Source organism: Fulvimonas yonginensis (assembly GCF_037137055.1).
Lineage (GTDB): Bacteria > Pseudomonadota > Gammaproteobacteria > Xanthomonadales > Rhodanobacteraceae > Frateuria_A > Frateuria_A yonginensis.
The window spans coordinates 193,713-207,118 of the sequence record NZ_JBBBNY010000004.1; the positions used below are offsets into that span (position 1 = coordinate 193,713).

A 13,406-nucleotide genomic window follows, 5' to 3' on the forward strand; every position below is an offset into this window, starting at 1 on the left:
AGCGCAGATCCGCGCAGGCAACCGCTGCGCGGCACGACCATACGCCTGCGTGCGGAGCAAGCTGACTCCGAATTCACGCCGCGCTACCAATCCTGCCCCGGACCGCCCCATTCCGAGGGCGTATCGGGGAGCCACACGCATGCATTCGAAGTTCACGCCGTTGATCCGCCGCAAGGCCTTCCGCCTGTGCGCCATCGCCGCCGGCCTGCTCGCCAGCGGCGTCGCCCTGGCCGACGCGCAGCTCGATCCGCAGCTGGTGCAGAAAATGAGCGCCGCCGCACCCACCGACCCGCTGCAGGTGGTGATCACCTACAGGCAGTCGGGCCCGGTGACCGCCGACCAGTTGGCCGTGCTCAAGTCGCTGGGCATCACCCAGGGCCTGACCATGCACACGCTGCCGATCGCCGGTGCGCTGGCGACGCCGGACGAGATCCGCGCGCTGGCCAAGCGCGACGACGTGGTCTCGATCTGGGCCAACCGTCCGCTGAAATACCTCGACGCCGAGGCCAACGGGCTGTCCGGCGCTGCGCGCACGATCGCCAATCCGGGCGACTACCACCGCGCGATCCCCTTCAGCGGCAAGGGCGTGACCGTCGAGGTCAACGACTCGGGTATCGATGCCACCCACATGGACCTGGCCTACGGCACGCACGTGGTGCAGAACACGCAGGGGCTGACCAACCTCGCCGCATACGACACCCTGCTGCCGATCACCTACGTCGAAGGCGTGTCCAACACCGACTGGGGCTCGGGCCACGGCACGCACTGCGCCGGCATCGTCGGTGGCACCGGCGCGCGCTCCAACGGCCTCTACACGGGCGTGGCGCCGGGCGCCGACCTGGTCGGCTACGGCTCCGGCGGCGTGCTGCTGATCCTCGACGCGGTGGGCGGGCTGGACTACGCCGCCACCAACCAGTTCAGCTACCGCAACCCGATCCGCGTGGTCAGCAACTCCTGGGGCAGCTCGGGCAAGTTCGACCCGGCCGACCCGGTCAACATCGCTTCCTACGAGCTCTACAAGCGCGGCATCGTCACCGTGTTCGCCGCCGGCAACGACGGCCCTGGCGAGGACACCCACAACCCCTACGCGCAGGCCCCGTGGGTGATCTCGGTCGGCGCCAGCGAGAAGAACGGCGTGCTCACCGATTTCTCCTCGCGCGGCAAGCGCGGCGAGAGCGGCAGCTTCACCATGCCCGACGGCACGCAGTGGACCTACGTCAACGAGCCGACCATCGTCGCGCCGGGCGTGGATATCGTCTCCACCCGCGACAGCACCGGCACGCTGCCCGCGCTGGAAGCGCAGCAGGACGCGCAGACCATTCCCGCCGCCTACCTGCCGTTCTACACCACCATGAGCGGCACCTCGATGGCGACGCCGCACGTGGCCGGCATCGTCGCGCTGATGCTCGAAGCCAACCCCGGCCTCACGCCGGCACAGGTGCGCGACATCCTGCGCCGCACCGCCACCAACATGACCGGGCGCCTCAGCTGGGAGGCGGGCGCCGGCCATGTCAACGCCTACACGGCGGTTGCCGAGGCGGCGGGCCTGCGCAACGACTTCGGCGCCACGGTGAACGCGCTCCACAGCTTCAACAGCAACGCCATCGTCACGCCCGGCGCGCCGCCGATCCCGTTCTCGGTCGACTTCGCGCCGGTCGGCCCGGTCGGCGAGCAGAGCTTCACCGTGGGGCCGGAAGTGGCCTGGGTCAGTGCTCGGGCGACCATCGACGCCAACACGCTGGCGCTGGTGCTGATCGACCCGGACGGCGTGCGCTACGGCTCGTCGATCGCCCTGCCGGTGCTCGGCGATACCGTCACCACCGGCGCGCCGGCGAAACCGGGCGTGTGGAAGGTCACCGTGCGCGGCATCGGATCGGTCTCCGGCACCAACGTGGACCCGCTCGGGGCCACCAACGGCTACGCGGCACCCGGCACGGTCACCGGCGAGATCAGCTTCCTCAACAGCGGTGGCTACACCGGCCTGGGCGACATCGCCGACCACCCGGCGCGCGAGGCGATCGAGTTCGCGGTTGCCAACCGGCTGGTGGATGGCCTGGCCGACGGCCTGTTCCATCCCGACGATCCGCTCAAGCGCAGCGACCTGGCCAAGTACCTGGTGATGGGCGCCAGCGTGCGCCAGTACCTGCCCTTCGACGGCCAGCCGAGCTTCACCGACCTCGGCACCGGCAAGGCCGCCTACCCCTTCGCCGAGTCGGCGATCGCCCGCGGCGCCGCGCTGCGCGACACCGGCCAGAACCAGGACGGCGTGATGACCCTGTGGGGCGGCCAGTTCCGTCCGAACGACAGCGTGACCCGGCTCAGCCTGGCCTACTCGCTGGTGCAGAGTCTGGCGCTGCAGGACCAGGCGCGTTCCTTCAGCGGCGACCTCGCGGCATTCTACGACGGCCAGCGCATCCCGCTGGACGACGCCGGCCTGATCCCCGCCAACCTGCGCGGCTACGTGCAGCTGGCGCTGGACCGCGGCGTGCTGAACGCGCGCTTCAAGCTGACCCAGGGCCCGTACGACCTGCAGCCCACGCTGCATGCCTACTTCGACCCGAACGGCACCGTGACGCGTGCGGCCTACGCCGTGGCGGCCGGGCGTTATCTCTCGCTGTACCAGAGCGGGCAGTAAGGCCCGCCAATCCCGCCGGCGGGCCGGACATCCGGCTCGCCTGGCGGGCACCGCCGATATCGGACGCCGGTCACGCCGTCACGGGCCAGTCGAACGCCACGTGGGTGTTGTTGAAGTGCGGATCCTCCAGGCTGCCGCCCGGATGGGCGATGAGCTCGCCCGGGATCCCTTCCACTTCCAGCGGCTGGCCTTCGACGAAGCGCACGCCCAGCGCCTGCAGCTCCACCAGCCGTTCGCACAGCAGACCGGCCTGCTCGGCCTGTGCGTCGGGCACGCGGCGGAGACTGAGGTCCGGCCGGCCGAACTTGCGCAGGCCGCGGGTATGGATGTGCGAGCGACCGGGCGCGGCGTCCTCGTTGCGCAGGATCAGCACGTGATGGCGCGGTGGTGCGCCGCCGGGCACGAGGTAGTGCCGGCGCCAGCCCGCGGCGTCGAACAGGGTGAGGATCTGCGGGTCCAGGATCGCGCTGCCGCCCACATCGAGCAGCCCGGCCAGCACGCCCAGCGTGTCGCGCAGGTAATCCAGGCTGTCGCGGTCGGCCAGTTCGCCGCGCACCACCAGCACGTCGGGCGCGGCGCGGGCCTGGTCGAAGGCCGTCGGGTCGTCCTCCTTCAGCAGCTCGCCGAGCACGCCCTTCAGCGGGTAGCCCTCCCAGCCGCGCAGGGCGTTGTGGGCGAAGCGCTCCAGCCCGACGCCCTCGGGCAGGCCACGGCTGGCGTAGCGCGCAGCGGGAATCGCCAGGTCCTCGGTGAACCGGCCGAACACGTAGAAGTACAGCAGGATGGTCTCGTCGCTGGGCTGCCAGTACGGGCGCGGCCACGTTTCGGGGATGGCGGTCATGCGGATTCCTCGGTAGGAGAAGCGCCCTCACCCGCCCCACTGCTTGGCGCGCACCGGGGCGGGCAAGCGAGCGTCAGGGCCGGTCGTCCAGCGGCAGCACGCTCTGCTGCAACTCGATGCGGCCGCGCCCCTCGGTGATGTGCTTGAACTCGGCGCGGCTCACCGAGACGTAACGGTCGTTGCCGCCGATCTCCACCTGCGGCCCCTCGGTCACCGCACGGCCCTGCTCGTCCACGCGCACCACCATGGTCGCCTTGCGCCCGGTATGGCAGATCGTCTTGATCTCTTCCAGGTTGTCGGCCCAGGCGAGCAGGTAGCGGCTGCCCTCGAACAGCTCGCCACGGAAGTCGGTGCGCAGCCCGTAGGCGAGCACCGGGATGCTGAGCCGGTCGACCACGTCGGACAGCTGCCACACCTGCGCCTTGTTCAGGAACTGCGCCTCGTCGACGAACACGCAGTGCAGCGCGCCGCGGTCGGCGATGTCCTTCTCCACCAGTGCGAACAGGTCCTCGCCGCCGTGGAAACGACGCGCGTTCGCCTTCAGGCCGATGCGCGAGGCGACCACGCCTGCACCGAAGCGGTCGTCCAGCGCGGGCGTGAGGATCAACGTGCGCATGCCGCGCTCGTGGTAGTTGTACGCGCTCTGCAGCAGCGTGGTGGTCTTGCCGGCATTCATTGCCGAGTAATAGAAATAGAGCTTGGCCATGAGGCGTCGGCAGGGCCGGATCGGTCAGCGGAAACGGGACATTGTAGGCGCGCCGGGCTAGCCGGCGCGCGCCTGCGCCAGTCGCTGGCGGCGGCCGACCCACCACTGGCGGGCGTTGCGCAGCGCGGCGATCGCGTAGATCAGCTTGAACAGGCGCAGCCGCCGCAGCACGGCCGGCGCATCGAACAGGTCGCCAGCGAGCATCGAGATCACACCCTGCTCCAGCTGCCAGACGTTGCGCGGCGAACGGAACATCTGCCGCATCACCGGCTCGTTGAAGCGGTAGATGAAGAAGGCGAAACGCGCCATGCCCGCGCGCAGGCGCTTCTCCAGCGCGCGCTGCAGCGCCGCCTCGCGATGCGGTTCGCGCAATGCGCCGTCGACCACCCCGACCGCCCGCTCCGCACCCTCCATTGCCAGGTACACGCCGGAGGAGAACACCGGGTCGAGGAAGGCGAAGGCGTCGCCGACCAGGATCCAGCCGGGGCCGGCCATGTGCGTCGAGTCGTACGAGTAGTTGCCGGCGACGCGAACTTCGTCGACCAGCGTGGCGCCCTCCAGGCGCTGCCAAAGGCTCGTGTTGAGGCGCAAGGTCTCGAGCAGGAACGCGCGCGCATCGCCGCGGCGACGCTTGAGGTAGTCGGGCCAGCACACCGCACCCACGCTCATGCAGCCGTCGGGCAGCGGGATCATCCACATCCAGCCGTGCTCGAAGCGGTAGATGCTCACGTTGCCGGCATCCTCGCCGGGGCGCCGCTGCGCGCCCGCGAAACGGCCGAAGATCGCTGCGCTCTGGTGCTGGCGGTTCTTGCGCTTGAGCTTCCTCTTCGAGGAAAGGAAGGCGTCGCGGCCACTGGCGTCGATCACGTAGCGGGCCTCGATGCGGTAGTGGCGGCCCTGGTCGGTGCGCACCTCGAGCCGGCTTTCGCGCGGCCCGGCCTGCTCGACCTTGAGCACCTCGTGGCCTTCGCGTGCCTCGGCACCGCACTCGCGCGCGTGGTCGTAGAGCATCTTGTCGAAGTCCTGCCGCCACACCTGGTAGCTGTGCGGCGGGCTGTCGCCGAGCGCGCGGCCGAAGGAGAACACGTTGTAGCCGCGCTCGTTGTCGGCCTCGAAATCCGCGCCGGCCTTGAACACGCCCATGGCGTGCACCTTGTCCAGCACGCCCAGGCGCTCGAACAGCGGCAGGTTCATCGGCAGCAGCGATTCGCCGATGTGGAAGCGCGGGTGGCGTTCCTTCTCCAGCGCCACCACCCGGTAGCCGCGTCGCGCCAGCAGGGCGGCCGCCGTGCTGCCGGCCGGCCCGCCGCCGATGACCGCCACGTCGCACCGCTCGATCGCCGTCTCCCGCTCCATCGCACCTCCCCGGCGTGCCTGGGCGGCACGCGTGCGCCGATTATGGCCGATGCGCCCGGGCGTGGGAGAGCGGCTCTGCTACGATCGCGCTCCGCCTGCCCCTGCTTCCGGTTCCATGCTCAATCCGCAACAACTGGCCGCCGTCGAACACTGCGACAGCCCGCTGCTGGTGCTGGCCGGCGCCGGCTCCGGCAAGACCTCGGTGATCACGCAGAAGATCGCCCACCTGATCCAGCGGCGGAAGCTCGCCGCCGCGAAGATCGCCGCCATCACCTTCACCAACAAGGCCGCGCGCGAGATGCGCGAGCGCGTGGGCAAGCTGGTCAGCAGCGAGGATGCCGCCGCGCTCACCGTGTGCACCTTCCACGCGCTGGGCCTGAGGTTCCTGCAGATCGAGCATGCGCGCGCGGGGCTGCGCCGCGGTTTCTCCGTACTGGACGCGGACGACAGCGAGGGCATCGTCAAGGAGCTCGCTCCCAAGGGCGCCAAGCCCGACGTGCTGTTCGGCCTGCGCAACCTGCTGAGCCGCGCCAAGAACGCCGGCCTCTCGCCCGAGCAGGCGCTAGCCTCCGCGCGCAGCCCGCGGGAGCTGGAGGCGGCCACGATCTACCAGATGTACCAGCAGCGCCTGGCCGCCTTCAACGCGGTGGATTTCGACGACCTGATCCGCCTGCCGCTTTCCATCCTGGAAACCGACGCCGAGTGCCGCGACACCTGGCGCGAACGCCTGCGTTACCTGCTGGTGGACGAGTACCAGGACACCAACGACGCGCAGTACCGCCTGCTCAGGGCGCTGGCCGGCGAGCGCGGCGGCATCACCTGCGTGGGTGACGACGACCAGTCGATCTACGCCTGGCGCGGCGCCAACCCCGAGAACATCGAGCAGCTCGGCCGCGACTGGCCGAACCTGCGCGTGATCAAGCTGGAGCAGAACTACCGTTGCGGCAGGCGCATCCTGCGCGCGGCCAACGCGCTGATCGCGCACAACCCGCACGTGCACGAGAAGAAGCTCTGGAGCGAGCATCCCGAGGGCGCGCCGATCCGCGTGCTCGAATGCAAGGACGCCGAGCACGAGGCGGAGAAGGTGGCGGCGATCGTCGCCACCCTGGCCGAGAAGCACAAGGCGCGCTGGCACGACATCGCCATCCTCTACCGCGGCAACTTCCAGGCCCGTCCGCTGGAAAAGGCGCTGCGCCTGGCGCGCATCCCCTACCACCTCACCGGCGCGCTGTCCTTCCTCGACCGCGCCGAGGTGAAGGACCTGCTCTGCTACCTGCGCCTGCTCACCAACCCCAGCGACGACGCGGCCTTCCTGCGCGTGGTGAACGTACCCAAGCGCGAAGTCGGCGCCACCACGTTGGAGAAGCTCGGCCAGCTCGCGCAGTCCCGGCACTGCTCGCTGCTGGAAGCCACCCGCAGCGACGCCGTGCTGCGCCAGCTCACGCCACGCCCGGCGGCGGCGCTGGCCGGCTTTTCCGAGCTGCTGGACGAACTGCGCAGCGCCTCGCTGCACCAGAGCGCGGCCGACCTGGTGGAGACCCTCCTCAAGCGCACCGGCTACGCGGCGCACCTTGCCGCCAGCACACCCGACGCCGCCCTGCGCGACCGGCGCCTCGCCAACCTGCAGGAACTGGCCGACTGGTTCCGCGCCATGCAGAAAGGCAACAGCGCCGGCGACCTCGCCGCGCAGCTGGCTCTGCTCAGCCACGCGGACCGCGACGAGCCCGGCAACGCGGTGCGCATGATGACCCTGCACGCGGCCAAGGGCCTGGAGTTCCGCTTCGTCTTCATCGTCGGCTGCGAGGAAGGCACGCTGCCGCACGAAGGGGCCATCGACGAAGGCCGCATCGACGAGGAACGGCGCCTGATGTACGTAGGCATCACCCGCGCCAAGGAACTGCTGACGCTGTCCTGGTCGGCCAGAACCCGCCGCTACGGCGAGGTCCACGGCAACCAGCCCAGCCGCTTCCTGCACGAACTGCCGCAGGGCGACCTGCACTGGCAGGGCAAGGACCCGGAAGCGGACAAGGAGATCGTGCGCGAGACGGCCGAATCGCACATGGCCCGCATCGCCGCAATGCTCGCGGGAGGCGGATGATGGGCGAACCTACGTTCGCCGATCAGGCGGCCGCCGCCTTCAACCGGCGCGACTGGCCCAGAGCACGCGAGCTTGCCCTGCGCGCGCTCGAACAGGCGCCGCTGGCGCGCTCGGGCATGCACTACGTCGCGGGCATCGCCTGCCTGGAGATGCAGCAGCTCGTGCCGGCGATCGGATGGCTGCGCCAGGCGGTCGAGCTCCATCCCGGACGCGCGGATTTCGCAGCCCAACTCGCCAAGGCCCTGTCCATCGCGCGGATGCCTGGCGACGCCGTGGCGGCGGCCGACCGCGCGCTCGCGCTGGCGCCCGCCGATCCGATCACGCTGGACACCCTCGGCGTGGTCTACACGCAGGCGAATGCGCATGAACGGGCCATCGCGGTGTTCCGCCGGGCTGCCGCGTGCATGCCGGGCGCCGCCCATTACCGCTTCAACCTCGCCACCTCGCTGGTCTTCGCCGGCGATACCCAGGGCGCCGAGCAGGAACTCGAAGCATGCCTGGCCCTGGACCCCGCATTCTGGAAGGCGCACCTGACGCTGGCTCAGCTCCGTCACCAGACCCGCGAGCGCAATCATCTGGAACGCCTGCGCTCCCTGCTGACCGAAGCCAGTGCCGATCCTGCAGGGGCGATGTACCTCCACCTTGCCCTGGCCAAGGAGTACGAGGACCTGGGGGACTACCCGGCCGCGTTCGACCATCTCGTCCGCGGCAAGGCGGCAGGGCGGGCCTCGCGCCCGTACGCGGCACGGCGTGACGAGGCCTTGTTCGAAGCCCTCATGCGCGCCTTTTCCCAGCCCAGCCAGGAAGCGTCCGGCTTCCCGTGTGAGGAGCCCATCTTCGTGATCGGCATGCCCCGCTCGGGCACGACCCTGGTCGAGCGCATCCTTTCCAGCCATCCGGATGTGCACTCGGCAGGCGAACTGCAGAACTTCGGCGCCGTCTTGAAGCGCCTGTCCGCCAGTCCGACCCCGTATCTGCTCGATCCCGACACCATCGCGCGCGCGCGCCGCATCGCCCCCCGGCATCTGGGCGAGGCCTACGTCGCCAGTACCCGGCCCGCCACGGGCGCGAAGCCGCGCTTCGTGGACAAGCTACCGCACAACTTTCTCTATGCGGGCTTCATCGCGCGCGCACTGCCGAAGGCCAGGATCATCTGCCTGCGGCGCGATCCGCTCGATACCTGCCTGAGCAATTTCCGGCAGCTCTTCGCGCAGACCTCACCGTACTACGACTATTCGTTCGATCTGCTCGACACGGGCCGCTACTACGTCCTGTTCGATCGCCTGATGGCACATTGGCGGCGCGTGCTTCCGGACCGCATCCTCGAAGTCCGGTACGAGTCGCTGGTGGACGACCAGGAGGCGGGCACGCGCGCCTTGTTGCAGCACTGCGGACTGCCATGGGACGAGGCCTGCCTGCGGTTCGAACACAATCCGGCACCCGTCGCCACGGCCAGCGCGGTGCAGGTCAGGAGTCCGATCTATCGCACCGCGATCCGGCGCTGGGAGCGATACCGGGCGCAACTGGCGCCCGTGCGGGAACTGCTGCGGCATGCCGGCCTGGTGCCGGAAGACGATTAAAAAGACGGCCCCGCCGGAGCGGCGGCCGTCTTTCGTCGCCAGGCGGTCAGTCACCGAACTGGTAACGCGCCTCCACGTACATGGCGCGACCGTACACGTTGTAGTTGTTGTCGTTGTACGGAGAGCCGGTGGTGCCCGGATAACTGCGATCCAGCGGCGGCATCTTGTTGAACACGTTGTTCACCAGGAACGACAGCGCCAGCTTCCTGGTCGGGTTGTAGGTCACGCTGGCGTTGTAGAGGATCCACGGTGCCAACCGGCCGGTGCCCTCGTCCGTGTAGTTGTCGAGCGCCGAGGCCAGATAGTTGGGCGTGCTGCCGTAACGGTTGAAGTAGACGGTCGCGCTCCAGGTCTCGTTCGGCGTCCAGGTCAGCGAGCCGTTGACCTTGCTCTTGAAGTCGGTCCCGTTCGGATAGGCGGCGGGGTGACGGAGCACGTCGACCTTCGGATCGGTCGGGTAGGTCTGGGTGGTGTGCTTGAGCACGTCGCTGTAGGAGGTCGCGAAAGCCAGCTTGCCGAAACGGCCGATGTCCTGGACATAGCTGAAGCTGGCCGTGATCGCATTGACCTGCTCATTGGACACGTTCACCTTGGGCGTATAGATCTGCTGGATCTGGCCCAGCAGGCCCGGCGTGGTCGACGTGCCGCGGGTGATCTGGCTGAACGCGTTCTGGCAGGTCGGCGAGTTCATGTCCAGCGTGCCGATGTCGCACAGGTATTCCGTGTTCGACAGCTGGTCAACGCTCTGCGTGTTCACCTCGTTGTCGATGTCCCAGTGCAGATAGTCCACGCTGAAGGACATCTGCGACATGGGTGCCCACACGAAGCCGTAGCTCCACACCTTGGCCGTAATCGGCTGCAGATCCCTGTTGCCCGCCTGCTGACCGAAGAACTGGGTCGAATCGTACGGCGCCGGGCAGTTCGAGATGTTCGAGGGGTCGTAACCCATGCGCGCGCAGTTGAGGTAGTCGGGCACGAAGCTGTAGTAACCGCTCAGGCCCTGGAACTCGTCCGCCAGGGTCGGCGCCTTGAACGCGGTTCCGTAGCGGCCACGCAGCAGCAAGGACTCGAACGGACGGTACTCGAGCCCCAGGTTGTAGGTGCCGTGATTGACGTTCTCGCCGCCGACCTTGTAGTTGTCGTAGCGGCCGGACGCGTCCAGCGTGACCTGGCTCAGCAGCGGCAGCCTCAGCTCGGTGGTGGCAGCGTAGCGGGAGCGGTGACCCGCGCCCTGGACGTCGGTGGTACCCCAGACCTCCCCGTTCAGCAGACGCGGGTCGGGCACGTAGGACCAGCCCTGGTTGCCACCCTCGAGGACGACCGCGATGCCGGCGTCACCGCCGGGCAGCGAGAACAGCGACGCATTCGTCAACTGGCCGCGAAGCATGTTGTCCCAGGTCTTCGCGTGCGTGTCGGTGTAGCCGGTGAAGCTCGCGAAATCGGCCGGAGAAATCGGCTGGTAGAACGCCGCGTAGTCCGGGGTGAATACCGGGTACGCGCCGTAGTACGGATCCAGGCCCTGCTGCGGCCCCAGGACGTGCTGGATGAAGTAGTTGTCGATGGGCCCGGCGAAGCGCTGGAAGTTGTGCGACAGCAGCTTGTCGTCGGAGTGGGTGAAGGCGAGATCGTAGTCCCAGTTGGACTGGCCGAACGTGCCCTTGCCGCCGAGGGTCAGCATGTAGGAATGCTCGTACTGCTTGTCCATGATGGACTTGAAGCCGCCTACGTCCTCGGGCGCGAATGCGCGCTGCAGGTCGACGAAGTCGTCCAGGTTCGGATCGTAGTAGGCGCCGAAGTCCACGCCGGTACCCCACCAGATGTAGTTGGAGCCGATCGAGTACTTCTGCTCCTCGTAGTTGTAGAGCAGGTCGCCGTACAACTGCAGGTTGTCGTTCACGTCGAACGTGGCGTGCGTGTAGAGGTTCGCCGTCTTGTCGTCGTTGCTGACGGTCTTGTAGCCCGGCGTGAAGAACGAGCCGCAGTAGGTACGGCCACCGCTGCGGGTGCGCATGCCTTCCGTGCCGCCGAACAAACCGGTCACGTTCGCGCAGTTGTTCGGATCCTCGAAGTAGTAGGCGCCGGTGAACGGGCTGTAGACCAGGAAATCGCGTGACGCGGTGGGCGCACTGGTGCCGTGGGTGAAGTACTGCTTGGTCGGGCCGCGGTCGAAGCCCCAGATCGGCTGGGTGCTCTGGAGCTGCGCCCCGGCCAGCAGATTGAACTTGCCGGCGCTGAAGCCGTCCGCGAAGCTGATGCGCCGGTCGGCGCCGCCGCCGCCCGTGCGCCAGCCGTAGCGGGCGTCGACCGACGGAGCGTCCACGTGCTTCTTCAGCACGATGTTGATGACGCCCGCGATCGCATCCGAACCATACAGCGACGACTGGCCACCCGGCAGGATGTCGATGTGGTCGACCATGTCCATCGGGATGCCGCTCAGGTTGTTGAACGCATCGCTGCCGTTGTAGAGCCCCGGGAAGTTGCCCATCGGGCGGCCGTCGATCAGGTACTTCACGAAGCCGACCGGCAGGCCGAACATGCTGAGCGTCTGGGCGCCCTGGGTGAACGAAGCCGAGCTCTGTGCGCCCTGCACGCTGCCGGTGGCGAACGAGGACTGTTGCAGGGCTTCGGCAACCGTCGTGAAACCGCGGACCTTGAGGTCCTGCGCGGTGATGGTGATGACCGGCGTCGCCGTTTCGATCTCCGTCTGAGGAATCAGCGAACCGGTCACCGTGACGGTCTGCAAGCGCTTCGCATTCGCCTTGTCGGCGCTTTCGTTCGATTGCCCGGCCTGATCCTGGACGGAGGTGCCGGCTGCGTCTTGCGCGTGGGCAAACGCGGGGCTTGCCGCCAGTGCCATCAGCACGGCGACCGCAATGGGCGTCTTCAACATGAGTTACTCCCCTAAAATAGAAAAACAGCGCCGCTGGCCCTGGCCGACGGTTCGGGCCGGACTTCCCCAGTCCAGTTAACGTGCGCTAAACAATGTGTACTTCATCCCCCGGCCGAAAATCAATTGGTCAGATTCGGGGTGTAGGCGCGCGCTCAGAGCAGGTTCTCGCCTTCCAGCTCGCTCTTGAGGTAGGCGTAGTAGATCGGCGCGGCGACCAGGCCGGCGAGGCCGAAGGCGGCCTCCATCACCAGCATCGCGACGAGCAACTCCCAGGCCCGGGAGCGGATCTGGGTGCCGACGATGCGGGCGTTGAGGAAATACTCGAGCTTGTGGATCAGGATCAGGAACACCAGGGCGGCGATACCCACGCCCAGCGACACCGACAGGCCGGCGATGGTCACCGCGGTGTTGGAGATCAGGTTGCCGATCACCGGCAGCAAACCGACCACGAAGGTCACCACCACCAACGTCTTGGCCAGCGGCACGTGGATGCCCAGCAGCGGCAGCACGCCGATCAGGAACACCGCGGTGAACACGGTGTTGAGCAGCGAGATCTTGATCTGCGCGAACACGATGTTGTGGAACGCCTCGGCAAGCCGATGACAGCGCTGGCCCAGCGCGGTCGCCAGCGGCCCGACCTGGTGCGGATGGCGGGTGCTGCGGCTGAGCGCCACGATGGCGCCCAGCACCAGGCCGATGATGATGTGGGCGAAGCCGCGGGCGGTGTCCTTGCCGGCCAGCTGCAGGCTCGACGCATGCTTGCGCGCCAGTTCGGTGGCCATCACGCGCAGCTCGTCCACGCTGTCCGGCAACGAACCGACCAGGGCCGCGGGCAGTTGCTCGCGCGCCTTCTCCACCAGCGGCATCAGCTGCTCGCGCCACATATCCTGCGGGTTGCCGATCTCGCGGTGGAACAGGCCGATCGCACCCAGCGCCAGCAAAATCAGCAGGCCCACCACCACCGCGCCGATCAGCGCCACCACCAGGACGCGGGCACGCTCGCCCGACAACCGCCGTTCCAGCAGCGGGCTGATGGTCTGCACCAGCTCGTACACCAGCAGGCCGGCCAGCAGGGCGGACAGCAGCCGCAGTTCCATCACCAGCACCAGCGCGACGGCGGCGAGCACGTAGCTGGCGATACGGATGGCGCGGGAGGGTTCGCGCAGACGGGAGGGGTCGGAGTGCATGCCTGGGCGTCGGGGAAGCATGGGGCGTCCAGTCTCGCAGCAGGCCCGGCCGTCCGCCAGCCCGGGGTTGCCACGGGGCTGTCGTAAACTGGCGCGACCCTGTCGCCCTCCCG

8 protein-coding genes are annotated in these 13,406 nt (G+C 68.4%); 3 read left to right on the forward strand and 5 right to left on the reverse strand.

Features of this window, described 5'->3' with window-relative positions; translation table 11 throughout:
• The first annotated feature begins 139 nt into the window (after positions 1 to 139).
• Positions 140 to 2,635 (forward strand): S8 family serine peptidase, encoded by a 2,496-nt coding sequence (locus WAT24_RS08510; protein WP_336807419.1) that lies wholly within the window; start codon positions 140 to 142, stop codon positions 2,633 to 2,635.
• 70 nt (positions 2,636 to 2,705) lie between these two features.
• On the opposite strand, the gene WAT24_RS08515 is transcribed toward WAT24_RS08510, so the two are convergent.
• From WAT24_RS08515 to WAT24_RS08525, 3 genes are all read right to left on the reverse strand, one after another.
• Positions 2,706 to 3,476: a hypothetical protein gene (locus WAT24_RS08515; RefSeq protein WP_336807420.1), complete on the reverse strand. Its 771-nt coding sequence runs from the start codon at positions 3,474 to 3,476 to the stop codon at positions 2,706 to 2,708.
• Positions 3,477 to 3,549: 73 nt separating this feature from the next.
• Complete coding sequence (locus tag WAT24_RS08520; RefSeq protein WP_336807421.1) at positions 3,550 to 4,182, reverse strand: thymidine kinase; 633 nt, start codon at positions 4,180 to 4,182, stop codon at positions 3,550 to 3,552.
• 57 nt (positions 4,183 to 4,239) lie between these two features.
• Positions 4,240 to 5,538, reverse strand: coding sequence for an NAD(P)/FAD-dependent oxidoreductase (locus WAT24_RS08525; protein ID WP_336807422.1), 1,299 nt, complete (start codon positions 5,536 to 5,538; stop codon positions 4,240 to 4,242).
• A 115-nt stretch (positions 5,539 to 5,653) separates the two neighbouring features.
• On the opposite strand from WAT24_RS08525, the gene WAT24_RS08530 reads away from it, so the two are divergent.
• Together WAT24_RS08530 and WAT24_RS08535 are read left to right on the forward strand one after the other, a co-directional pair.
• A complete protein-coding gene (locus tag WAT24_RS08530; protein ID WP_336807423.1) occupies positions 5,654 to 7,636 on the forward strand; it encodes a UvrD-helicase domain-containing protein in 1,983 nt (660 codons plus the stop codon).
• A complete protein-coding gene (locus tag WAT24_RS08535) occupies positions 7,636 to 9,216 on the forward strand; it encodes a tetratricopeptide repeat-containing sulfotransferase family protein (protein ID WP_336807424.1) in 1,581 nt (526 codons plus the stop codon). The genes WAT24_RS08530 and WAT24_RS08535 overlap by 1 nt, the downstream gene beginning before the upstream one ends.
• 46 nt (positions 9,217 to 9,262) lie before the next feature.
• Here WAT24_RS08535 and WAT24_RS08540 read toward each other — a convergent pair whose 3' ends face one another.
• Complete coding sequence (locus tag WAT24_RS08540) at positions 9,263 to 12,106, reverse strand: TonB-dependent receptor domain-containing protein (RefSeq protein ID WP_336807425.1); 2,844 nt, start codon at positions 12,104 to 12,106, stop codon at positions 9,263 to 9,265.
• 152 nt (positions 12,107 to 12,258) lie between these two features.
• The gene (locus WAT24_RS08545) at positions 12,259 to 13,293 is read right to left on the reverse strand and encodes an AI-2E family transporter (RefSeq protein ID WP_336807426.1); all 1,035 of its coding nucleotides are present in this window, start codon (positions 13,291 to 13,293) and stop codon (positions 12,259 to 12,261) included.
• Between the last annotated feature and the right edge of the window lie 113 nt (positions 13,294 to 13,406).

Excerpts from the sequence above, each read along its gene's own strand:
- WAT24_RS08510 (WP_336807419.1), top strand. The coding sequence starts at position 140 with ATGCATTCGAAGTTCACGCCGTTGATCCGCCGCAAGGCCTTCCGCCTG.
- WAT24_RS08515 (WP_336807420.1), bottom strand. The coding sequence starts at position 3,476 with ATGACCGCCATCCCCGAAACGTGGCCGCGCCCGTACTGGCAGCCCAGC.
- WAT24_RS08520 (WP_336807421.1), bottom strand. The coding sequence starts at position 4,182 with ATGGCCAAGCTCTATTTCTATTACTCGGCAATGAATGCCGGCAAGACC.
- WAT24_RS08525 (WP_336807422.1), bottom strand. The coding sequence starts at position 5,538 with ATGGAGCGGGAGACGGCGATCGAGCGGTGCGACGTGGCGGTCATCGGC.
- WAT24_RS08530 (WP_336807423.1), top strand. The coding sequence starts at position 5,654 with ATGCTCAATCCGCAACAACTGGCCGCCGTCGAACACTGCGACAGCCCG.
- WAT24_RS08535 (WP_336807424.1), top strand. The coding sequence starts at position 7,636 with ATGGGCGAACCTACGTTCGCCGATCAGGCGGCCGCCGCCTTCAACCGG.
- WAT24_RS08540 (WP_336807425.1), bottom strand. The coding sequence starts at position 12,106 with ATGTTGAAGACGCCCATTGCGGTCGCCGTGCTGATGGCACTGGCGGCA.
- WAT24_RS08545 (WP_336807426.1), bottom strand. The coding sequence starts at position 13,293 with ATGCACTCCGACCCCTCCCGTCTGCGCGAACCCTCCCGCGCCATCCGT.